This is a genomic window from Enterobacter asburiae, from assembly GCF_008080435.1.
Taxonomy (GTDB): domain Bacteria; phylum Pseudomonadota; class Gammaproteobacteria; order Enterobacterales; family Enterobacteriaceae; genus Enterobacter; species Enterobacter asburiae_C.
The window spans coordinates 303126-325357 of sequence record NZ_VRKN01000004.1 but is presented as its reverse complement, the minus strand read 5'-3'; the positions used below and the strand labels follow the sequence as shown (position 1 = coordinate 325357).

The following is a 22232-nucleotide window of genomic DNA, read 5'->3' as shown; positions in this document are numbered from 1 at the left end:
CCAATCCGTTTATGCATTTTTATTGCTGGCTGGCACGAAGGCTGCAATCTACATTCACAGTGCAAACACTCAATTATTTAACATTCAAATAACCTTTTATTTACCGGATGAGGTCGCTATGTCTCTGTCAATTACGCGTGAAAATTTCGATGAATGGATGATGCCGGTTTACGCTCCGGCGGCTTTTATTCCGGTTCGTGGGGAAGGCTCGCGCCTGTGGGATCAGCAGGGTAAAGAGTATATCGACTTTGCAGGTGGGATTGCGGTCAACGCGCTGGGGCATGCGCACCCTGCGCTGCGTCAGGCGCTGAATGACCAGGCGGCGAAGTTCTGGCATACCGGCAACGGCTTTACCAACGAGCCTGCGCTGCGCCTGGCCAAAAAACTGATCGACGCGACGTTTGCCGAAAAAGTCTTTTTCTGTAACTCGGGGGCGGAAGCCAACGAAGCGGCGCTGAAGCTGGCGCGCAAATACGCGCACGATAAATTTGGTACCCACAAGAGCGGTATCGTGGCGTTTAAAAATGCCTTCCACGGGCGCACGCTCTTTACCGTCAGCGCGGGCGGCCAGCCGTCATACTCACAGGATTTCGCACCGCTGCCGCCGGATATTCGCCACGGGATCTATAACGATCTGCAGTCCGCCAGCGAGCTGATTAACGACACCACCTGCGCGGTGATCGTCGAGCCGATGCAGGGCGAGGGCGGCGTGCTTCCGGCACAAAAAGCCTTCCTGCAGGGGCTGCGCGAGCTGTGCGATCGTCACAACGCGGTCCTGATTTTCGACGAAGTGCAGACCGGCGTGGGCCGCACCGGCGAACTGTATGCCTATATGCACTACGGTGTGACGCCGGACGTGCTTTCGACCGCCAAAGCGCTGGGCGGTGGCTTCCCGATTGGGGCGATGCTGACCACCGATAAATTCGCCAGCGTGATGACCGTGGGCACCCATGGCACTACCTACGGCGGCAACCCGCTGGCCACCGCCGTCGCCGGGCAGGTTCTCGACATCATTAACACCCCTGAGGTGCTGAAAGGCGTTAAGCAGCGTCACGACTGGTTTGTTGAGCGTCTGAATGCCATCAACAGCAAAACGGGGATGTTTAAAGAAATTCGCGGCCTGGGACTGTTAATTGGCTGCGAACTCACCGCTGAGTTTGCCGGAAAAGCTAAACTTATTTCACAGGAAGCGGCAAAAATGGGCGTGATGGTGCTGATTGCCGGTGCCAACGTGGTGCGTTTTGCTCCCGCGCTGATTGTCAGCGAGGAAGAGGTGCAAACCGGTCTGGACCGTTTTGCGCTGGCGTGTGAAAAGGTGAAATCCGGGGTGTCATCATGATGGTCATCCGTCCCGTTGAGCGCGGCGATCTCGCCGGGCTCATGCAGCTTGCCGGTAAGACGGGAGGCGGGCTGACCTCGCTTCCTGCCGATGAAAAAACGCTGTCGGCGCGCATTGAGCGCGCCCTGCAAACCTGGCAGGGGACGTTGCCAAAGAGTGAACAGGGGTATGTATTCGTGCTGGAAGACACCGACACGGGGACCGTGGCCGGGATCTGCGCCATTGAAGTGGCCGTCGGGCTTAACGACCCGTGGTACAACTATCGCGTCGGCACCATGGTTCACGCCTCGAAAGAGCTGAACGTCTATAACGCGCTGCCCACGCTGTTTCTCTGCAATGACCACACGGGTGCCAGCGAGCTCTGCACGCTGTTCCTCGACCCGGCGTGGCGCAAAGAGGGCAACGGCTATCTGCTCTCCAAATCGCGCTTTATGTTTATGGCCGCCTTCCGCGATCGCTTTAACGAGAAAGTGGTCGCTGAGATGCGTGGAGTTATCGACGACACCGGCTACTCGCCGTTCTGGGAGAGCCTGGGCGAGCGCTTCTTCTCGATGGAGTTCAGCCGGGCGGACTATCTCTGCGGCACCGGCCAGAAAGCCTTTATTGCCGAACTGATGCCGAAGCATCCTATCTATACCCATTTCCTCAGCCCGGAAGCGCAGGCGGTGATTGGCGAAGTCCATCCGCAGACCGCGCCCGCCCGCGCGGTGCTGGAGAAAGAGGGGTTCCGCTACCGTAACTATGTCGACATCTTTGACGGCGGACCTACGCTTGAGTGCGATATCGACCGCGTACGCGCGATCCGTAAAAGCCGTCTGGTTGAAGTCTCTGAAGGTCAGCCCGCGCCGGGTGACTGGCCGGCCTGTCTGGTGTCGAACGAAAATTACGCCAATTTCCGCGCCATGCTGGTGCGTACCAACCCGAAATGTGAACGTCTGGTGCTGACGGCTGCAGAACTGGATGCCCTGAAATGTAACGCCGGCGATACGGTTCGCCTGGTGCGTCTCTGCCCTGAGGAGAAAACAGCATGACATTATGGATTAACGGTGACTGGGTAACGGGCGAAGGCGAAGAGCGCGTAAAGACCAATCCGGTTGGAAAAGAGGTGCTCTGGAAGGGGCATGACGCCAGCGCCGCGCAGGTAGAAGAGGCCTGCCATGCCGCGCGCCGCGCGTTTCCGGCGTGGGCAAAACAGCCTTTCGCCGTGCGTCAGGCGATGGTTGAAAAGTTTGCCGGGCTGCTGGAGGCGAACAAAGCCGAACTGACGCGCATTATTGCGTCTGAAACCAGTAAACCGCGCTGGGAAGCGACAACCGAAGTGACGGCGATGATCAACAAAATCGCTATTTCGGTCAAGGCGTACCATACCCGCACTGGCGAACAGCATGCCGACATGCCGGACGGCGCGGCCACGCTGCGCCACCGCCCGCACGGCGTACTGGCGGTGTTTGGCCCGTATAACTTCCCGGGGCATCTGCCAAATGGTCACATCGTGCCTGCGCTGCTGGCGGGCAATACCGTCATCTTCAAACCGAGCGAGCTCACACCATTAACCGGCGAGGCGGTGGTTAAGCTGTGGGAACAGGCCGGTTTGCCGCCGGGCGTGCTGAACCTGGTGCAGGGCGGTCGGGAAACCGGTCAGGCGCTGAGCGCGCTGAGCGATATTGACGGCCTGCTGTTTACCGGCAGCGCCGGAACGGGCTATCAGCTGCACCGCCAGCTGGCAGGGCAGCCGGAGAAAATTCTGGCGCTGGAGATGGGCGGCAACAACCCGCTGATTGTGGAAGACCCTGATGATATCGACGCCGCGGTGCACCTGATGATTCAGTCCGCCTTTATTACCGCCGGACAGCGCTGCACCTGTGCCCGCCGTCTGCTGGTGAAACGGGGCGCACAGGGGGATGCCTTCCTGAAACGTCTGGTAGAAGTCAGTGCGCGTCTGGTGCCTGCCGCGTGGGATGCCGACCCGCAGCCGTTTATCGGCGGTCTGATTTCTGAACAGGCCGCGCTGAACGTGCTGAAGGCCTGGCAGGACCACGTCACGCGCGGCGCGAAAACCCTGCTGGAGCCAAAGCAGATTCAGCCGGGTACCTCGCTGCTGACGCCTGGCATCGTAGAGATGAGCGGCGCGAGCAACGTGCCGGATGAAGAGGTCTTCGGCCCGCTGCTGTGCGTCTGGCGCTATGACGATTTTGATGCGGCCATTGCGATGGCGAATAACACCCGCTATGGCCTGTCGAGCGGTCTGATTTCACCGCATCGCGAGAAGTTTGATCAACTGCTGCTGGAAGCGCGCGCCGGGATTGTGAACTGGAATAAACCGCTGACCGGCGCCGCGAGCACCGCGCCGTTCGGCGGCGTGGGCGCGTCGGGCAACCATCGCGCCAGCGCGTGGTATGCCGCCGATTACTGCGCGTGGCCGATGGCGAGCCTGGAAACCCCGGCGCTGACGCTGCCGGACACGCTGAATCCGGGGCTGGATTTTACCGGAGGGGATCGTCATGAAAGCGCGTGAAGTTAACTTTGACGGGCTGGTGGGGCTGACGCACCACTATGCCGGTCTCTCTTTTGGTAATGAAGCCTCGACGAAGCACCGTTTTCAGGTCTCGAACCCGAAGCTGGCGGCGAAGCAGGGCCTGCTAAAAATGAAGGCGTTGGCGGATGCCGGTTTCCCGCAGGCGGTGATCCCGCCGCAGGAACGCCCGAACGTGGCAGTCCTTCGTCAGCTCGGCTTTAGCGGTACTGATGAGCAGGTCGTCGAAAAAGCGGGTACGCAGACGCCGCACCTGCTCTCCGCTGCAAGCTCTGCCTCCTCTATGTGGGTGGCAAACGCCGCGACCGTCGCGCCGTCAGCCGATACGCTGGATGGCAAAGTTCATCTGACGGTGGCGAACCTGAACAATAAATTCCACCGCGCCACCGAAGCGGAAACCACCGGGCGCGTGCTGCGCGCCATTTTCAACCATGACGCCCATTTTGAGGTATATCAGGCCCTGCCGCAGGTGGCGATGTTTGGCGACGAAGGCGCGGCCAACCATAACCGCCTGGGGGGCGATTATGGCGACCCGGGCCTGCAGCTGTTTATCTACGGGCGAGAAGAGGGGGGCCACGCCGCGCCCACCCGTTATCCTGCTCGTCAGACGCTGGCGGCCAGCCAGGCGGTTGCTCGACTGAACCAGGTCAATCCTTCCCAGGTGGTTTTTGCCCAGCAAAACCCGCATGTGATTGACCAGGGCGTGTTCCATAACGACGTGATTGCCGTCTCTAACCGCCAGGTGTTGTTCTGCCACGAGCAGGCGTTTGCCCATCAGGATAAGCTGCTCGCCACGCTGCATGAGCGTGTGCGCGGCTTTACGCCAATCCAGGTGCCAACGGAGGCGGTGAGCGTGCAGGACGCGGTAGAAACGTATCTGTTTAATAGCCAACTGCTAAGCCGTGACGATGGCAGCATGATGCTGGTCCTGCCGCAGGAATCCCGGGATCATAAAGGCGTGTGGCGCTACCTGACGGAGCTGGTGAAGGCCGATAACCCGATTGACGAACTGCGCGTGTTTGATCTGCGCGAAAGCATGGCCAACGGCGGTGGTCCCGCTTGTTTACGTTTGCGCGTGGTCTTGACCCAGGACGAAATGCAGGCGGTAAACCCGGCGGTCATGATGAACGATACGCTCTTTACGCGGCTGAATGACTGGGTTGAACGCTACTATCGCGATCGGCTAACGCAGGCGGATCTGGTTGACCCGCAGCTTCTGCGTGAAGGGCGCGAGGCGCTGGACGCGTTATCGACAATCCTGCAGCTGGGATCGGTTTACCCGTTCCAGCGCTAAAGGAGTGGATATGGAAAATTTACTGGCGCTGACCCTGGCCGATGAGACGCCGGAACAGAAAGAGGGGGACGGCCCCTCATTTCGCTGGCGGTGGCTGGGGCGCGGGGTGCTTGAGCTCACGCCGACCGTAAAAAGCGATCTGTCGCTGCTGCTTTCAACGGGTATCCACGGGAATGAAACCGCACCCGTTGAGATCGTTGATCTGCTGCTGCGTGCGCTGTACCGCAATGAGATTGCCCTGAAGTGCCGCGTGCTGGTGGTGCTCGGCAATCCACCAGCGCTGGCGCAAAACAAACGGTATCTGGTGAGTGACATTAACCGCATGTTCGGCGGCCGCTGGTCGCAGTTTCCGCAGAGCGATGAAACGGCGCGGGCAGAGTGGCTGGAGAACGTCGTGACCGCGTTTTTTACCGCCGCGGGACCGGCGCGCTGGCACCTGGATCTGCATACGGCAATCCGCGCGTCTTACCATGTTCGCTTCGGCGTTCTGCCGCAGCGTAATCAGCCGTGGGATGAAGCGTTCCTGAGCTGGCTGGGTGACGCCGGGCTTGAGGCGCTGGTATTTCATCAGTCGCCGGGCGGAACGTTTACCCATTTCACCTGTGAACATTTCGCAGCGCTGGCCTGCACGCTGGAGCTGGGAAAAGCGCTCCCGTTTGGGCAGAACGATCTGACCCGCTTTGCGCCTACGCATCTCGCTCTTCGGGCGTTGCTGGGAGGAACGGCTCCCGAGCACGCGCATCAGCCCGTTGAGCGGTATCGGGTCGTACAGCAGATCACGCGCCGCAGCGATGCCTTCCTGCTTCATATGGCCGCGCACACCCTGAACTTCACACCGTTCCGCAAAGGGGCGCTGCTGGCTGAAGATGGCGAGGAACGTTACGAGGTGCAGAAAACCACCGAGTATGTTTTATTCCCTAACCCCACCGTCGCGTTTGGTCTGCGGGCCGGGCTGATGCTGGAAAAAATATCCTGAACCTTTCCCCTCTCATCATCCGGGAGGGGGAAGTAAAAAACTTTTCTTAACGATTAAAGCGTTTGCACTTGTTTTGCAGAATATTCCTGGTGAATTGCTTTATTATTCATCTCCACTTCGCTATACTTCCGCTAAATCGCTTTAAAATCATCGTATTGAATATTTTTTGTTGCAACTCTCCACGCTTTATCCTTATTTCCTCCACATTTGGCGAAAATTTGTTTTTTACACTTTCATTGTTTTACCGTTGCTCTGACTAATTGACGATAAACCCCGTAAAGTTAATCTCGTCAACACGGCATAGCGCCGAAGAATAACTGAAAGAAAGGAAATAAATTATGCGTAAGTTTACTGCACTGTTTGTTGCTTCTACCCTGGCTCTGGGCGCTACCAGCATGGCGTTCGCCGCAGATACTGCGACCACTACGACTGCCGCGCCTGCTGAAGGCAAAATGATGATGCATCATAAAGGTCCGGGTATGCACAACGAGATGATGATGTTTAAGGATCTCAACCTGACGGATGCACAGAAGCAGCAGATCCGCGACATCAGAAAAGGTGAACGCGACCAGATGAAACGTCCTCCGCTTGAAGAGCGCCGTGCGATGCATGACATCATCGCCAGCGACAGCTTCGATAAGGCGAAAGCCGAAGCGCAGATCGACAAAATGGCCGAGCAGCACAAAGCCCGCATGCTGGCTCACATGGAAACCCAGAACAAGATCTACAACATTCTGACCCCGGAACAGAAAAAACAATTTAATGCGAATTTTGAGAAGCGTCTGACAGAACGTCCGGCGATGGAAGGTAAAATGCCAGCACCAACCGAATAATCGGTTCACTCTCTTAAGACCGCCGGGATCCTGTCCACAAAAGCGCAATCGCTGTGGACAGGACCGGCGGTTTTTCTTTCCTGCCCTCTTGCCTGCCGCCGCCAGCGCGGTATCCTCCTGTAGTCGCTTCAGAGAATGTTTGTAGAGTCATGGCGTTAGAATTTTTATTAACGTTCCGCTAAGGCCTGTCCGCTCTGCTGCCGATACTGTGTCTGTGAATACCCAACGATAACAAACAAGACAGCAACGATAGCGATATCCTTGCCCTGGCACGGGTTGTGCCATTCAGGAGTGGTGATGGAGTTCTTTGATATCCGTAAGATGCCGGTCAGCCTCTGGCGCAATGGTGCTGGCGAAACGCGTGAGATTTGCTGCTTCCCTCCCGCGACGCGCGATTTTCACTGGCGTGCCAGTATCGCGACTATCGCCAGCAACGGCGAATTCTCCTCGTTTCCCGGTGTCGATCGGGTGATTACCTTGCTGGAAGGGGGAGAGGTGACGCTGGATGCGGGTCAGGCGTTCTTCCATACCCTGAAGCATCATCAGCCCTACAGTTTTGCCGGCGATTTGCCGGTGAAAGCGCTGCTTTGTGATGGGCGGATGGCAATGGACTTTAACATCATGACCCGGCGCGACTGCTGCCGGGCGAAGGTGCGCGTTGCTGACCGTACCTTTACCACCTTTGGCTCACGCGGGGGCGTGGTGTTTGTGCTAAGCGGTGCGTGGCAGCTGGGTGATAAATTGCTGACGGCCGATCAGGGGGCTAGCTGGGAGGAGGGAACCCATACGCTGCGTCTGCTGGAGGCTCAGGGCACCTTATTGTTCAGCGAAATCACGTGGCTGCCTGGTCATTGAGCACAATGATCTCAAACTTTCCGGCCAGGACCGGTTTACAGAGAATTTTGTAGCCATCGTGGTCAAATCCGGCGGGCGTGCGCAGCAGGGTTGCCGCGTCGTTGATGTCGTCGACAGCGCCCAGCCAGAGCCAGTTGTTGACGATGTGATACTGGGTCATTGCCTCTCCCACTTCTTTTAGCGCAACGGCGCTTTCCCACGGCCAGCAGTTCACGCTGATGGCCGCCAGACCGGTGAGGAGCCGGGCGTGATGCGCCTCAACGCTCTCTTTCCCACAGCAGGCACCGGCGCAGCGCTTCAGCGCGGATCGAAAACAGGCGCGTCCGCGGGTGGTCGCCTCCAGACCCAGAAGGCTGTAGCAAAGCTGTAGCTCGTCCGCCAGCGACTGCAGCGCCTGGAGTGCGGCACGTTTATTGGCGAACAGCCCGTAGAGATTCGGGGCATGAGAAAAATCGACGTCGCGCGCGTAGACGACCTGCGGCTTGCCATCGTTGATCTGCAGGGAGCAGAGCTGACGGTTGCGGCGCAGGCGTTTATTGAACAGCGGCTGTTGTTCTTTTATCAACCGTGCCTCCAGCAACAGCGCGCCCATTTCTCCCGCCGTCTGGAACCAGGTAATGCGTCGCGACTGGCGCAGCATAGCGGCCTCGTCCGGCGTACGCAGATGGGATAACACCCGACTGCGAATGTTAACGCTCTTGCCGATATACAGCGGCAGGGTGTCGCTTTCACCGTGAAAGATGTACACGCCAGGCTGTTTAGGCAGCGCCTCAAGCCAGGGGCGAAGGTGCTCGGGATATTCGTAGATTGCCGCCGCTTCAAACTCAAGACGCGGGGCGGATTGACGCCTGCTCACATACTGCTCCATATACTGTTCATGTATACAGTGTAACAGGAGTGTGGCGGTTAAAAAAGAGCCGGGTGGCGGCTACGCCTTACCCGGCCAGGACGTGCGGTCTGATGCCCTCACCCCAACCCTCTCCCACGGGAGAGGGAGCAAACACAAAAAACGGTAACCTGGGTTACCGTTTTGCTTTATTTCTTCCAGAAGTCGTCAAACACCGTAATTGGCGTGTGGCGCTTGTGCTCGGTTTTCAGGTACCAGCTTTCGATGATTTTCGCGGTACCTTCATCCAGCTTTTTGCCTTCCAGATAATCATCAATGTTGTCATAGGTGACGCCAAGGGCCGCTTCATCCGGCAGGGAAGGGCGATCGTCCTCCAGATCCGCTGTCGGCGCTTTCTTATACAGATGTTCAGGACAGCCCAGCGCGGCAAGTAGCTGCTTACCCTGACGCTTGTTGAGACGGAAGATAGGGTTAATGTCGGTGCCGCCGTCGCCATATTTGGTGAAGAAACCGGTGATCGCTTCTGCCGCATGGTCGGTACCGACGACGACGCCTTTGGTCATTCCGGCGATGCTGTACTGCGCTTTCATGCGTTCGCGGGCTTTCTCGTTGCCGCGAACAAAATCGCTCAGCTCAATGCCCGCTTCGCGAAGCGCCTGCTCGCTTGCCAGCACTGAGCCCTTAATATTAACGGTCAGCACGCGGTCAGGCTGAATGAATGCAATGGCATCCTGGCAATCCTGCTCGTCCGCCTGTTGGCCATAAGGAAGACGCACCGCGATAAACTGCAGCGTCTCATCGCCCGTCTCTTCGCGAAGCTCTGAAATCGCCATCTGGCAGAGTTTACCGGTCAGGGTAGAGTCCTGGCCGCCACTGATGCCCAGCACCAGGGATTTCAGGAAAGCGTTCGTTTTTAAGTACGATTTTAAAAAATCCACGCTGCGGCGGATCTCTTCATGTGCATCTACCGTGGGCTTCGCGCCCAGTGCCTGAATAATCTCTTGTTGCAGAGCCATCACGCCCTCCATATGCAGTACATAAACAGAATGTGTTAGCTGTTAAAATTAACCCTTTGGGCGAGAAACGACAAGGATCACAGTTTTGAGTGCGCTAATTTGCGCCGATTTAGCAGGTTATCGTTGTTTTATTAGAATTTTCCGAAATTCGTCTGGCGTAACTCACAAAGTTGAACAATAGTACTTTTTATCCCATGCTTAGATAACACGCTGATAAACAAGAGGACGGAATATGAACAAGAACGTAGCAGGAATTCTTAGCGCAGCGGCGGTACTGACTATGCTGGCAGGGTGTACGGCTTACGATCGCACTAAGGATCAGTTTACGCAGCCCGTAGTAAAAGACGTTAAAAAAGGGATGACCCGTTCGCAGGTGGCTGCGATTGCCGGTAAACCTTCTTCTGAAGTGACAATGATTCATGCGAAGGGGACCTGCCAGACCTATATCCTGGGTCAACGTGATGGTAAGGCTGAAACCTACTTTGTCGCTCTGGATGATACCGGTCATGTGATCAACTCCGGCTATCAGACCTGTGCTGAATACGATACCGATCCCCAGGCACCTAAGGCGCAGTAACCCTGCTTGCCTGAGGATGTTAACAAACCGGCCCATGGGCCGGTTTTTTTATGTATCAGAAAATCTTATTTATTTGCGCGAATTATTTACCCGAAATGTGAAGGGAGTCAACAAGCCAGGTCAATGAGAGACAATTTGAGTCTATCCAGAATTATCCCCTGTCTGTACCATTGCGTATACTCACTCTAACGATAAACAACAGTACGCAAGCTACCTGTCTGCCGGGACAGCAAGTCGAGTGATAGCGCGATGGCAGGTAGTCATACAAGAGGGAAATCACGATGGAAAAGAAACATATCTACCTGTTCTGCTCAGCGGGCATGTCTACGTCGCTTCTGGTGTCAAAGATGCGTGCGCAGGCTGAAAAGTATGAAGTCCCTGTGGTGATTGAAGCGTTTCCAGAGACGCTGGCGGGCGAAAAAGGCCAGACAGCCGATGTCGTTTTACTGGGGCCGCAAATTGCCTATATGTTACCCGAAATTCAACGACTGTTACCGAATAAACCGGTCGAAGTGATCGACTCGGGGCTGTACGGCAAGATTGATGGTTTAGGTGTTCTTAAAGCTGCTGTGGCAGCCATTAAAAAAGCTGCTAATTAATTTTTATTTTTCCCGTCAAAGAGTTATTTCACACACAATACGCCGTAACATGCGTTACGGCATTTAAGGGTATTTTCCTATGAGTAAAGTCATCGCTTCACTTGAAAAGGTACTCCTTCCTTTTGCTGTTAAAATAGGAAAGCAGCCTCACGTTAATGCCATCAAAAACGGCTTTATTAAATTAATGCCGTTGACGCTGGCCGGGGCCATGTTCGTTTTAATTAACAACGTTTTTCTGAGCTTTGGTGAAGGTTCTTTCTTTTATTCATTAGGAATTCGGTTAGACGCTTCTACTATTGAAACCCTTAATGGTTTTAAAGCCATCGGCGGCAACGTCTATAACGGTACGTTGGGGATTATGTCGCTGATGGCGCCTTTCTTTATTGGGATGGCACTGGCAGAAGAGCGTAAAGTGGATCCGCTGGCTGCCGGGTTATTATCCGTTGCCGCCTTTATGACCGTAACGCCATACAGCGTGGGTGAAGCCTATGCCGTCGGTGCCAACTGGCTGGGTGGGGCCAACATCATCTCCGGTATTGTGATTGGCCTGGTGGTGGCAGAAATGTTCACCTTTATTATTCGTCGCAACTGGGTTATCCGCCTGCCGGATAGCGTACCTGCTTCCGTATCTCGTTCATTTTCCGCGTTGATTCCAGGCTTCATTATTCTCTCCATCATGGGGATTATCGCCTGGGCGCTCTCCCACTGGGGCACAAACTTCCACCAGATCATCATGGACTCTATCTCTACGCCGCTGGCGTCGATGGGTGGCGTGGTCGGTTGGGCGTATGTGATTTTCACCTCTCTGCTGTGGTTCTTTGGCGTGCATGGTTCACTGGCACTGGCCGCGCTGGACAGCGGGATTATGACCCCCTGGGCACTGGAAAACGTTGCGCTTTACCAGCAGTACGGCTCCGTTGACGCGGCGCTGGCAGCGGGTAAAACCTTCCATGTGTGGGCGAAGCCGATGCTTGACTCCTATATCTTCCTGGGCGGTACCGGGGCGACCTTGGGTCTGATCATCGCGGTCTTTATTGTCTCTCGTCGTGCTGACTACCGTCAGGTGGCGAAGCTGGCGCTGCCATCAGGCATCTTCCAGATTAACGAACCGATTCTGTTCGGTCTGCCAATCATCATGAACCCGGTAATGTTCATTCCGTTCATCCTGATTCAGCCGCTGCTGGCCGCCATTACCCTGACGGCGTATTACCTGGGCATCATTCCACCGGTCACCAACATTGCACCGTGGACCATGCCGGCGGGTCTGGGCGCCTTCTTCAACACCAATGGTAGCGTCGCGGCCTTCCTGCTGGCGATATTCAACCTCGGGATTGCCACCCTGCTGTACATGCCGTTCGTGGCGATTGCCAACAAAGCCGCCACTATTATTGATGAAGAAGAGAGCGAAGAGGATATTGCCCTCTCACTGAAATTCTAAGATTGACCGGCGCGGGGAAACCCGCGCCAGCCACAAGGAGCTTAAAAATGTTAGATTTGGATAGTATTGTCGCAGACGAAGCCGTCGAGAACGATCTCGAAGAAGTGGTGATGGGGCTTATCATCAACTCCGGACAGGCCCGCAGCCTGGCCTATGCCGCACTGAAGCAGGCCAAGCAGGGAGATTTCGCCGCGGCGAAAACCATGATGGACCAGTCCCGCACGGCGCTGAACGAAGCGCACCTGGTGCAGACAAAGCTGATTGAAAGCGATCAGGGCGAAGGGAAGATGAAGGTCAGCCTGGTGCTGGTCCACGCGCAGGATCACCTGATGACCTCGATGCTGGCGCGTGAGCTGGTGGCGGAGCTAATCGAGCTTCACGAGAAAATGCACTGAGTCGGATTTCGCAGCAGGAGGTCAGCACGATGGAAATTAAAACCGCACTTGAACAGCAGCTGTTTAACGGCAAAAATTTTCACGTGGTTATCTACAACAAGACGGAGAGCGCCAGTGGTCTGCACCAGCATGACTACTACGAGTTCACGATTGTTCTGACCGGTCGCTACTACCAGGAGATCAACGGTAAGCGCGTCCTGCTTGAGCGAGGGGATTTTGTCTTCCTGCCGATGGGTTCTTATCACCAGAGCTTTTACGAGTTTGGTGCCACCCGTATTCTGAATGTGGGCGTCAGCAGACGCTTCTTTGAGAAACACTATCTGCCGCTGGTGCCGTTCTGCTTTGTGGCCTCCCAGGTCTATCGGGTCAAAAACGAGTTTATGACCTGGATTGAAACGGTTATCGCCTCGCTTAACTTCCGCGACAATGAATTTGATGAGTTTATTGAAACGGTGACCTTCTACGTGATGAACCGGCTGCGCCATCATCGTGAAGAGCAGCAGGTGATGGATGATATTCCGCAATGGCTGCGCAGCACCGTTGAGCTGATGCATGATAAAGGCCAGTTCAGCGAAAATGCGCTGGAAAATATGGTGTCTCTGTCGGGAAAATCCCAGGAATATCTGACCCGCGCGACGCAGCGCTATTATCGTAAAACACCCGTGCAAATTATTAATGAAATCCGCATTAATTTTGCCAAAAAACAGCTGGAAATTACCAACTACTCCGTTACCGATATTGCGTACGAGTCAGGATACAGCAGTCCCAGCCTGTTTATTAAGACCTTTAAGAAATTGACTTCATTCACACCGAACAGTTACCGGAAGAATTTAACGGTAATGAATTAACTTTCGGCGGATTACCCGCCACAAATATTGCTTTAATGGCTTGCCCAAATAGCGGGAAGAGTACGCTATACCTTGCAGGCGATTAACCTGATACGCTAAGGGAGATATTATGCAGAAGAAATTAAAAGTCGTAACCATTGGTGGCGGCAGCAGCTATACCCCGGAATTACTTGAAGGTTTCCTGAAACGTTATCATGAATTACCGGTCAGCGAATTATGGCTGGTGGACGTTGAGGAAGGTCAGGAAAAGCTGAATATTATTTTCGACCTGTGCAAGCGCATGGTGGAGAAAGCGGGCGTGCCTCTGACGGTGCATAAAACCCTCGATCGTCGTCTGGCGCTGAAAGATGCGGATTTCGTGACCACTCAGCTGCGCGTCGGCCAGCTGAAAGCGCGTGAGCTGGACGAGCGTATTCCGCTGAGCCACGGCTATCTCGGGCAGGAAACTAACGGTGCGGGTGGGCTGTTTAAAGGCCTGCGCACCATCCCGGTCATTTTCGACATCGTCAAAGACGTGCAGGAGATTTGCCCGAACGCGTGGGTGATTAACTTCACCAATCCGGCCGGGATGGTGACCGAGGCGGTCTATCGTCATACCGATTTCAAACGCTTTATTGGCGTCTGTAATATTCCGATCGGTATGAAGATGTTTATCCGCGACGTGCTGGCGCTGACCGACAGCGACGACCTCTCCATCGACCTGTTCGGCCTGAACCACATGGTGTTCATTAAAGACGTTATCGTGAACGGAAAATCGCGTTTCGCCGAACTGCTCGATGGCGTGGCCTCCGGTCGCCTGACGGCGGCATCGGTGAAAAACATCTTTGACCTGCCGTTCAGCGAAGGGCTGATCCGCTCGCTGAACCTGCTGCCGTGCTCGTACCTGCTTTACTACTTCAAGCAGAAAGAGATGCTGGCCATCGAAATGGGCGAGTACTATAAGGGCGGCGCGCGCGCGCAAATCGTTCAGAAAGTCGAGAAGCAACTGTTCGATTTGTATAAAGATCCGAACCTGAACGTCAAACCGAAAGAGCTGGAGCAGCGCGGTGGGGCCTACTACTCCGATGCGGCGTGTGAAGTGATTAACGCCATCTACAACGACAAGCAGGCGGAGCACTATGTTAACGTGCCGCACCACGGCCATATCGACAATATCCCGGCGGACTGGGCCGTCGAGATGACCTGCATCCTGGGACGCGAGGGTGCTAAACCGCATCCACGCATCACCCACTTCGATGATAAGGTCATGGGTCTGATCCACACCATCAAAGGCTTTGAAGTGGCGGCAAGCAATGCGGCGCTGAGTGGCGAACTCAATGACGTGCTTCTGGCGCTGAACCTCAGCCCGCTGGTGCATTCCGACCGCGATGCGGAGCAGCTGGCCAGTGAGATGATCCTGGCACATGAAAAATGGTTGCCGAACTTTGCCGCCACGATCGAGAAGCTGAAGTTCAAACATCACTAAGAGGACGCACAATGGAAAACCTGCTGATCGTTAATGCTGATGATTTTGGCCTCTCGAAAGGCCAGAACTACGGCATTATTGAAGCCTGTCGCCGGGGGGTTGTGACCTCTACCACGGCACTGGTGAATGGTGAGGCGGTTGAACACGCGGCGCAGCTGAGCCGCGAGGTGCCGGAGCTGGGCGTTGGCATGCATTTTGTGCTGACGCTCGGGATGCCGCTTTCGCCAATGCCGGGTCTGACGCGCGACGGCCAACTGGGAAAATGGATTTGGGAACTGGCGGAGCAGGGCGCTCTGCCGCTCGAAGAGATTACCCACGAGCTGGGGTGTCAGTTCAACCGCTTTGTTGATGTGTTTGGTAAGGCACCCACGCACATCGACAGCCATCACCACGTGCATATGATCCCGGCAATTTTCCCGATTGTCGCAGAGTTTGCACAGCGCAAAAGCGTGGGGATGCGCGTGGATCGAGAGGTGCGTGGAGTCCCGGACTGCGCCGTGGAAACCACAGAGGGGTTCAGCAGTGCATTTTACGGCGACGAGATCGACGAAGCGCTGTTCCTGAAGGTACTGGATGATTCCGCCGCGCGAGGGGAACGGTCGCTGGAGGTCATGGCGCATCCTGCTTTTGTCGATAACACCGTGCGGAAAAGCGCTTACTGCTGGCCGCGCCTGGCGGAACTGGACGTGCTGACGTCGGCGTCGCTGAAGTACGCGATTGCGGAGCGTGGGTATCGTCTGGGGACTTTTGGGGATCTTTGAGATAAAGCCCGGTGGCGAGGTAAAAGCAAAACGGTAACCTGGGTTACCGTTTTTATTGTTTTCTCCCTCTCCCGTGGGAGAGGGGCGGGGTGAGGGCATCAGGCCGCACAACCGGGAATGGTTTTACGCTGGGATCTGGTCAATCTTACTACTGCGTGACCAGACGCGGTGCGCGGAAAGCAAATCAAACAGCTTCGTCATAAAGGCATCGTCAACGTTGTCGCCCTCGACAATGCCGTCCTCTCCCTGAGCTGCAACCTTTAGCTGCGCCTTAAACTGTCGCGCGTCGCCGGACAGCGCGATCGGTTTAAGGTGCTTATAGGCTTCCAGCAGATAATAGACGGCGTCGCCGTTGCTCAGCAGGCTGTCAATATCCCCGCACGGCACAATCACCGCATCGACGGTCAGCGATGGCGCCCCGGCAAAGGTTGCCGCCACCGGCAGCACGGAGCCGTCATCGGCGGTCACTTCCCCCATGCGGGAATAAAGCAGTTTCGCATGCACGCCCTGGGTTTTCAGCGCCTGCATGATCCCCAGCACGTCGCTGGCGCGGGTGTTGTCGTTCAGCAGGATGGCGACCACGCGGCCTTTAATCGAGCCACCCGGCACGGCATACAGGCTCAGCGACGGATCTTTCTTCACGCCGTTAACCTCTTTCGGCGGCGCAAGGTTGCGCTGCTCATCGGTCAGCGTAATACCCAGATTGTCCGCCACGCTCTGGGCGAGCTGAATATCAATGCGCGCCAGCTGATCGACCACCCGCTCGCGGATGTAGGTACGCACCACTTTACTCAGTTCAAAGCTGAAGCCGCCTATAATGTGCTGTTGCTCAATCGGCGTCTGGCTGTTCCAGAACAGGCGAGGGTGGGCGTAATACTCGCCGAACGAAGGGCTGCGCTCGCGAATTTTGTTGCCGTCGATACGCTCCTGGTACGATTCGAATCCACCGCGTTTCGGCCCAGGAGGGGTTTCACGCGGCCAGTTATCGTTGATGGAGTTCGGCTCATAGTTAGCCGGGTTGGTATCAATATCCTGACGGTGCATCCCGTCGCGCTGGAAATTGTGGTACGGGCAGGTTGGGCGGTTAATCGGAATTTCGTGGAAGTTCGGCCCGCCAAGACGGCTGATCTGCGTATCGGTATACGAGAACAAACGTCCCTGCAGGAGCGGATCGTTGGTGAAGTCCAGCCCCGGCACGATATGCCCTGGGTGGAACGCGACCTGTTCGTTTTCGGCAAAGAAATTATCCGGGTTGCGGTTAAGCACCATTTTACCCACCAGTTGAACCGGCACCAGCTCTTCCGGGATCAGCTTCGTCGGGTCAAGAAGATCGAAATCGAACTTAAATTCGTCCGCTTCCGGAATGAGCTGCAGACCCAGTTCGTATTCCGGGAAGTCGCCTGCTTCAATAGATTCCCACAGCTCGCGGCGATGGAAGTCCGGATCGCGCCCGGTGAGCTTCTGCGCCTCGTCCCACACCAGCGAGGCTTTGCCCGCCACCGGCTTCCAGTGGAAACGGACAAACGTGGCTTTACCCTCGGCATTGATCAGACGGAAGGTATGGATGCCAAACCCTTCCATGGTGCGATAGCTGCGCGGAATGCCGCGGTCTGACATCGCCCACATCACGTTGTGTAAGGTTTCAGGCTGCAGGGAGACATAGTCCCAGAAGGTGTCGTGCGCACTTTGTCCCTGCGGTATGGCCCAGTGGGGCTCCGGTTTTACCGCATGGACAAAGTCAGGAAATTTATGCGCGTCCTGAATGAAGAATACCGGGGTGTTATTGCCCACCAGATCGAAAATACCCTCTTCAGTATAAAACTTGGTGGCAAAGCCGCGGATATCTCGTACGGTGTCTGCCGAACCGGCGCCGCCCTGCACGGTGGAGAAACGCACAAACACCGGGGTAATTTTATTCGGGTCGGAGAGGAAATCCGCTTTGGTGATCGCTTTTAGGCTCTTGTATGGCTGGAAGTAGCCGTGCGCAGCGGAACCGCGCGCGTGAACGATGCGTTCCGGAATTCGCTCATGGTCGAAATGGGTGATTTTTTCCCGCAGGATAAAGTCTTCCAGCAGGGTTGGCCCGCGCGCGCCTGCGCGAAGGGAGTTTTGATCGTCAGCAATGCGCACGCCCTGATTAGTGGTGAGCGCAAAACCTTCGCCGCCTTTACGGTGTGGCTCAAGAGCTTTCAGCTTCTCGTTTCCCGTGTCCGGAGATTTCATGCTTCCCGGTGCGGTAGGCTGTTCGCCTGGGGCGGAAGGGCCAGGTGAGGGGCGGTGAGAGCCGTCAGCAGGGGCGAGAGAGTCCATACCCGGTTGAGATTCTTCAGTGCCATGAATCGGTGATTGATGTGTTTTATCTTTGTTCGACATTGCACGTTTCTCCTTTATCCATTGCTAAAAACCCTATTAAGGATAGAACAATGTCGCGAGATGGCTCGCTAACTAAGAGTTTTCACATGCCGTCATTGACGAAAGGAGCCTTCTCGCCCACTCGGAGCGCGACGGAAGGCAGCAGGATCGGCTATCATAGAATTTTCCTGCTTCAAGAATTTGCTTTAGTGAACCAGTCGCTTATGAAACCTCTTCGTCAACAAAACCGCCAGGTTATTAGCTATGTGCCCCGCGTTGAGCCCGCGCCGCCTGACCATGCCCTGAAAGTGGAGGGTTTTCGCGATGTCTGGCAGCTGCGGGGGAAATACGTGGCCTTTGTGCTGATCGGCGAACATTTCCGCCGCTCTCCCACGTTTACGGTACCGGAGTCAGCGCAGCGGTGGGCGATGCAGATCCGCCAGGATGAAGAGGTTGAAGAATAACAGCTATAAAAAAACCGCCATCAGGCGGTTTTTTTATTTCTACCGTGATTAACGGTGCGCCAGCTCGGCGTCGTCTTCACTTTCCAGAATCGCTTTGTCGGTCTGCTTCAGCCACTGGCTGGTTAGCGTACCAGCGGTCATGGAGCCGCTCACGTTCAGCGCGGTACGACCCATGTCGATCAGCGGTTCAACAGAGATCAGCAGTGCGACCAGCGTCACGGGCAGACCCAGCGCAGGCAGCACGATCAGCGCGGCGAAGGTTGCGCCACCGCCAACACCCGCAACGCCTGCGGAGCTTACGGTAACAATCCCAACCAGCGTGGCGATCCATACCGGATCCAGCGGGTTGATACCCACCGTGGGGGCGACCATCACGGCCAGCATCGCCGGGTACAGACCTGCACAGCCGTTCTGACCAATGGTGGCACCAAAGGAGGCAGAGAAGCTGGCGATGGATTCAGGCACGCCCAGGCGACGGGTTTGCGCTTCAACGTTCAGCGGAATAGACGCGGCGCTGGAACGGCTGGTGAAAGCAAAGGTCAGTACCGGCCAGACTTTACGGAAGTATTTCAGCGGGCTGACGCCGTTCACGCCCAGCAGGAGGCCGTGCACCACAAACATAATGCCCAGGCCCAGATAAGAGGCGACAACGAAGCTGCCCAGCTTAATGATGTCCTGCAGGTTAGAGCCGGCAACCACTTTGGTCATCAGCGCCAGAACGCCGTAAGGGGTAAGCTGCATGACCAGGCGAACCAGCTTCATCACCCAGCTTTGCAGGGTGTCAATCGCGGTCAGCACGCGTTCGCCTTTTGGCGCGTCGTCTTTCAGCAGCTTCAGCGCCGCTACACCCAGGAACGCGGCGAAAATAACCACGCTGATGATGGAGGTTGGGCTCGCACCGGTCAGGTCAGCAAACGGGTTCTTCGGAATGAAGGAGAGCACCATCTGCGGCACGGTCAGGTCAGCCACTTTACCGACGTAGTTGGTTTGAATCGCGGTGAGACGCGCCGTTTCAGCAGTTCCCTGAACCAGACCTTCTGCGGTCAGGCCAAACAGGTTGGTGACCAGCACACCCACCAGTGCGGCAATCAGCGTGGTGAACAGCAGCGTACCAATGGTCAGGAAACTGATTTTTCCCAGCTGGGTCGCGTTATGCAGGCGGGCAACGGCGCTCAGAATAGAGGCGAACACTAGCGGCATAACGATCATCTGCAGCAGCTGGACATAGCCGTTACCGACAATGTTGAACCACTGAATAGAATCTTTCAGAACTGGATTATCGGAGCCATAAATTGCCTGTAATGCCAGACCAAAAACGACACCCATGGCCAGACCAACCAGCACTTTTTTCGCCAGGCTCCACTGTTTGTGGCGCGCCTGCGCGAGAAGCAATAGCAATACAACGAACACAACGACGTTCGCGATGAGTGGAAAATTCATCCCCGTTCTCCTGATTTATTATTGGGTCGGTTTTTACCGATCCTGTTGGCGGAAGGTTAGCAGAAGTGTGATGTAGCGCTTATATCCAAATGGAATGGGTTATGACAAATGGGATAATTTTGTCGGTTTACTGTTCAATCTGGTGATGAATAAAGCGATTAAACTGAAATTGCAGCGAATTAATCATCTGGGATGACCAACGAACTGCACTGTTTTCGGGCAATGTTTGCGGCATCCAGATGGCGTAAGCAAACAGCGCCATGCACAATACGCGCTCAAGCTGGTTACCTTTCTGCGGTGCCAGGATGGGAAAACGGAAACGCCAGCGGCAGGGCCAAAGCAGCGGCACGCCCGCGGGCGTCAGCATATCGGCGAGAATATGGCTTAAATAGCCCAGCACCATCCCCTGGATGGCATCGGCGGGGACTATCCAGCTTTCGGGTACTTTTAAATAGAAAAGCGTCAGCAGGCCAAACACGGCCAGCAGACTGTGCGTAAACCCCCGGTGGCCGAACGCGCGGGCGATGGGTTTCGACACCCACTTCAGGCGTTGTCCGAGGAAGGATTTGGGATGGTCAATGTCGGGGAGCAGACAGGTCAATACGGCGGAAGGAACAATATGCCACCAGTCCCCCTGTGCCAGCACGGGGGTGAGTTCAGCGTTTTTGGCAAATACTGCGCACGCAATAGAAAAAAGCAGGTGGCCTTCCGCCGTCATGATAAAACCCACGAAACTGTCAATTCATACAGTATAGGGTTTTTATACAGTAGGCGGAAGAGGTGACGGTGTAACTGTTTGTCACAAACCGGCGAAGGACATTAACCGCCCTGCAGGTGATGCGCCGTGAGTTCTGCCAGTGAATGAAGCTTCACATCGGCAAGGGCAAACCGGGGATCGTGACGGCCTTCTTCTGCGGGCACCACAATGGAGCGCATCCGTGCAGCCTTCGACGCCACCATACCGTTAACGGAATCTTCCAGCGCAACGCAGTTGAGGGGATCAAGGCCCAGCTTTGCGGCACAGTCCAGATAGACCTGCGGGTGCGGCTTGCTGTAAGGCAATTTTTCAGCCGACGCCAGCGCGTCGAAACTGTCGCGCAGTTCAAACATCGTGAGCACTTTTTCCAGCATATGCAGCGGTGAAGCCGAGGCCAGGCCAACCTTCAGCCCCTGAGCTTTACACAGCGCGACAGCCTCACGTACGCCGGGCAGCAGCGGCCTGCTCTCTTCCACCAGCGAAATGGCGCGGCTGATAATGCGTGCGGTTACCTCGTCGCGGTCGGGACCCACCCACGGCTGTTGGGCAAACCACAGGTCGACCACCATATCGATGCGCAGGCCCAGCGTATCGGGAAGTTCATTACGGCGGCTGATATCCACGCCCAGGCTGGCCATAACATCCAGTTCGGCGCGATCCCACATCGGTTCGGAATCGATCAGTAATCCATCCATGTCAAAAATTGCGGCAAGAATTTGGCGCGGTGTCGACATCACAACGTCTCCTTATCCAGGGTGTTCGACAGACGATACGTGCTAAGCACAATCTGCAATTTAGCATATTGCTTTTAAAGAGCGGGCGAAATTGATGACCAGCAGGTAGACTTAGGCACAAATAACGCGTCTTTATGAAGAGGAACTGATGACGTATCAACAAGCTGGACGCATTGCGGTCTTAAAACGTATTGCTGGCTGGGTGATTTTTATTCCTGCCGTCATTTCTACGCTGATTTCTGTACTCAAATTTATGTACGATCATAGCGAAAAACAGCCGGGTATCAATGCGGTAATGCTTGATTTCGCTCATGTCATGATTGAGATGATGCGTTTTAATACGCCATTTTTGAATGTCTTCTGGTTTAACTCACCCACCCCGGATTTTCATCAACAGCTGAATATCGGCTTTTGGGTGATATACGCCCTGATCTTTGTCGCGCTGGCATTGCAGGCCTCTGGCGCAAGAATGAGTCGTCAGACGCGCTTTTTACGCGAAGGCGTTGAGGATCAGTTGATTCTGGAGCAGGCCAAAGGCCCGGAAGGAATGAGTCGGGAGCAGATTGAATCCCGCATTGTTGTGCCGCGTCACACCATTTTCCTGCAAATTTTCCCGCTCTATATCCTTCCCGTGATCATCATTGTGGCGGGATACTTCTTCTTCTCACTGCTCGGTTTTCTGTAAGCGATAAGGGTGGCGGCAAGGCCA

General features: G+C 55.6%; 22 protein-coding genes. 16 read left to right on the top strand and 6 right to left on the bottom strand.

The window, feature by feature from the left end; genetic code table 11:
- Window positions 1-118: 118 nt before the first annotated feature.
- From astC to ves, 7 genes are all read left to right on the top strand, one after another.
- Window positions 119-1339: a succinylornithine/acetylornithine transaminase gene (gene astC / locus FU672_RS10245; protein WP_148243171.1), complete on the top strand. Its 1221-nt coding sequence runs from the start codon at window positions 119-121 to the stop codon at window positions 1337-1339.
- Window positions 1336-2370 carry an arginine N-succinyltransferase gene (gene astA / locus FU672_RS10240; RefSeq protein ID WP_023311275.1) on the top strand — a complete coding sequence of 345 codons (1035 nt, stop codon included), beginning with the start codon at window positions 1336-1338 and terminating at the stop codon, window positions 2368-2370. Before astC ends, astA begins: the two co-directional genes overlap by 4 nt.
- On the top strand, window positions 2367-3854 hold the full coding sequence (astD, locus tag FU672_RS10235; protein WP_148243170.1) for a succinylglutamate-semialdehyde dehydrogenase: 1488 nt from the start codon (window positions 2367-2369) through the stop codon (window positions 3852-3854). The genes astA and astD overlap by 4 nt, the downstream gene beginning before the upstream one ends.
- On the top strand, window positions 3841-5166 hold the full coding sequence (astB, locus tag FU672_RS10230; protein ID WP_148243169.1) for an N-succinylarginine dihydrolase: 1326 nt from the start codon (window positions 3841-3843) through the stop codon (window positions 5164-5166). The genes astD and astB overlap by 14 nt, the downstream gene beginning before the upstream one ends.
- 10 nt (window positions 5167-5176) lie before the next feature.
- Entirely contained in the window at window positions 5177-6142 is a 966-nt protein-coding gene (gene astE / locus FU672_RS10225; RefSeq protein ID WP_148243168.1) for a succinylglutamate desuccinylase, read from the top strand.
- A 338-nt stretch (window positions 6143-6480) separates the two neighbouring features.
- The gene (spy, locus tag FU672_RS10220; RefSeq protein ID WP_023311279.1) at window positions 6481-6975 is read left to right on the top strand and encodes an ATP-independent periplasmic protein-refolding chaperone Spy; all 495 of its coding nucleotides are present in this window, start codon (window positions 6481-6483) and stop codon (window positions 6973-6975) included.
- Window positions 6976-7272: 297 nt separating this feature from the next.
- Entirely contained in the window at window positions 7273-7830 is a 558-nt protein-coding gene (ves, locus tag FU672_RS10215; RefSeq protein ID WP_148243167.1) for an environmental stress-induced protein Ves, read from the top strand.
- Here ves and cho read toward each other — a convergent pair.
- Together cho and nadE are read right to left on the bottom strand one after the other, a co-directional pair.
- The gene (gene cho, locus FU672_RS10210) at window positions 7808-8698 is read right to left on the bottom strand and encodes an excinuclease Cho (RefSeq protein WP_187360796.1); all 891 of its coding nucleotides are present in this window, start codon (window positions 8696-8698) and stop codon (window positions 7808-7810) included. The genes ves and cho overlap by 23 nt on opposite strands.
- Before the next feature lie 167 nt (window positions 8699-8865).
- On the bottom strand, window positions 8866-9693 hold the full coding sequence (gene nadE / locus FU672_RS10205) for an NAD(+) synthase (protein WP_148243165.1): 828 nt from the start codon (window positions 9691-9693) through the stop codon (window positions 8866-8868).
- 232 nt (window positions 9694-9925) lie between these two features.
- Here nadE and osmE point away from each other — a divergent pair, with 232 nt between their 5' ends.
- From osmE to chbG, 7 genes are all read left to right on the top strand, one after another.
- Window positions 9926-10270: an osmotically-inducible lipoprotein OsmE gene (gene osmE / locus FU672_RS10200; RefSeq protein ID WP_010430142.1), complete on the top strand. Its 345-nt coding sequence runs from the start codon at window positions 9926-9928 to the stop codon at window positions 10268-10270.
- Window positions 10271-10551: 281 nt separating this feature from the next.
- Complete coding sequence (gene chbB / locus FU672_RS10195) at window positions 10552-10869, top strand: PTS N,N'-diacetylchitobiose transporter subunit IIB (RefSeq protein WP_008500676.1); 318 nt, start codon at window positions 10552-10554, stop codon at window positions 10867-10869.
- Between the two features lie 79 nt (window positions 10870-10948).
- Window positions 10949-12307: a PTS N,N'-diacetylchitobiose transporter subunit IIC gene (chbC, locus tag FU672_RS10190; protein ID WP_063142894.1), complete on the top strand. Its 1359-nt coding sequence runs from the start codon at window positions 10949-10951 to the stop codon at window positions 12305-12307.
- 47 nt (window positions 12308-12354) lie between these two features.
- A complete protein-coding gene (chbA, locus tag FU672_RS10185) occupies window positions 12355-12702 on the top strand; it encodes a PTS N,N'-diacetylchitobiose transporter subunit IIA (RefSeq protein WP_148243164.1) in 348 nt (115 codons plus the stop codon).
- 5 nt (window positions 12703-12707) lie between these two features.
- The gene (gene chbR, locus FU672_RS10180; protein WP_148243163.1) at window positions 12708-13550 is read left to right on the top strand and encodes a transcriptional regulator ChbR; all 843 of its coding nucleotides are present in this window, start codon (window positions 12708-12710) and stop codon (window positions 13548-13550) included.
- A gap of 109 nt (window positions 13551-13659) precedes the next feature.
- Entirely contained in the window at window positions 13660-15015 is a 1356-nt protein-coding gene (locus FU672_RS10175; protein WP_148243162.1) for a 6-phospho-beta-glucosidase, read from the top strand.
- Window positions 15016-15026: 11 nt separating this feature from the next.
- The gene (gene chbG, locus FU672_RS10170; protein WP_148243161.1) at window positions 15027-15776 is read left to right on the top strand and encodes a chitin disaccharide deacetylase; all 750 of its coding nucleotides are present in this window, start codon (window positions 15027-15029) and stop codon (window positions 15774-15776) included.
- A gap of 123 nt (window positions 15777-15899) precedes the next feature.
- Here chbG and katE read toward each other — a convergent pair whose 3' ends face one another.
- A complete protein-coding gene (gene katE / locus FU672_RS10165) occupies window positions 15900-18149 on the bottom strand; it encodes a catalase HPII (RefSeq protein ID WP_148243160.1) in 2250 nt (749 codons plus the stop codon).
- 50 nt (window positions 18150-18199) lie between these two features.
- Here katE and cedA point away from each other — a divergent pair, with 50 nt between their 5' ends.
- Entirely contained in the window at window positions 18200-18592 is a 393-nt protein-coding gene (gene cedA, locus FU672_RS10160) for a cell division activator CedA (protein ID WP_316043722.1), read from the top strand.
- 48 nt (window positions 18593-18640) lie between these two features.
- Here the strand turns inward: cedA and FU672_RS10155 are convergent, their stop codons facing one another.
- The 3 genes from FU672_RS10155 to hxpB all read right to left on the bottom strand — a co-directional run bounded on the left by FU672_RS10155 (window position 18641) and on the right by hxpB (window position 21523).
- The gene (locus FU672_RS10155; RefSeq protein ID WP_148243159.1) at window positions 18641-20032 is read right to left on the bottom strand and encodes an L-cystine transporter; all 1392 of its coding nucleotides are present in this window, start codon (window positions 20030-20032) and stop codon (window positions 18641-18643) included.
- Window positions 20033-20159: 127 nt separating this feature from the next.
- Window positions 20160-20750, bottom strand: coding sequence for a metal-dependent hydrolase (locus FU672_RS10150; protein WP_148243158.1), 591 nt, complete (start codon window positions 20748-20750; stop codon window positions 20160-20162).
- Between the two features lie 101 nt (window positions 20751-20851).
- The gene (gene hxpB, locus FU672_RS10145; RefSeq protein ID WP_148243157.1) at window positions 20852-21523 is read right to left on the bottom strand and encodes a hexitol phosphatase HxpB; all 672 of its coding nucleotides are present in this window, start codon (window positions 21521-21523) and stop codon (window positions 20852-20854) included.
- Window positions 21524-21671: 148 nt separating this feature from the next.
- On the opposite strand from hxpB, the gene FU672_RS10140 reads away from it, so the two are divergent.
- Entirely contained in the window at window positions 21672-22208 is a 537-nt protein-coding gene (locus tag FU672_RS10140; protein WP_023311291.1) for a YniB family protein, read from the top strand.
- The last annotated feature ends 24 nt before the right edge of the window (window positions 22209-22232 follow it).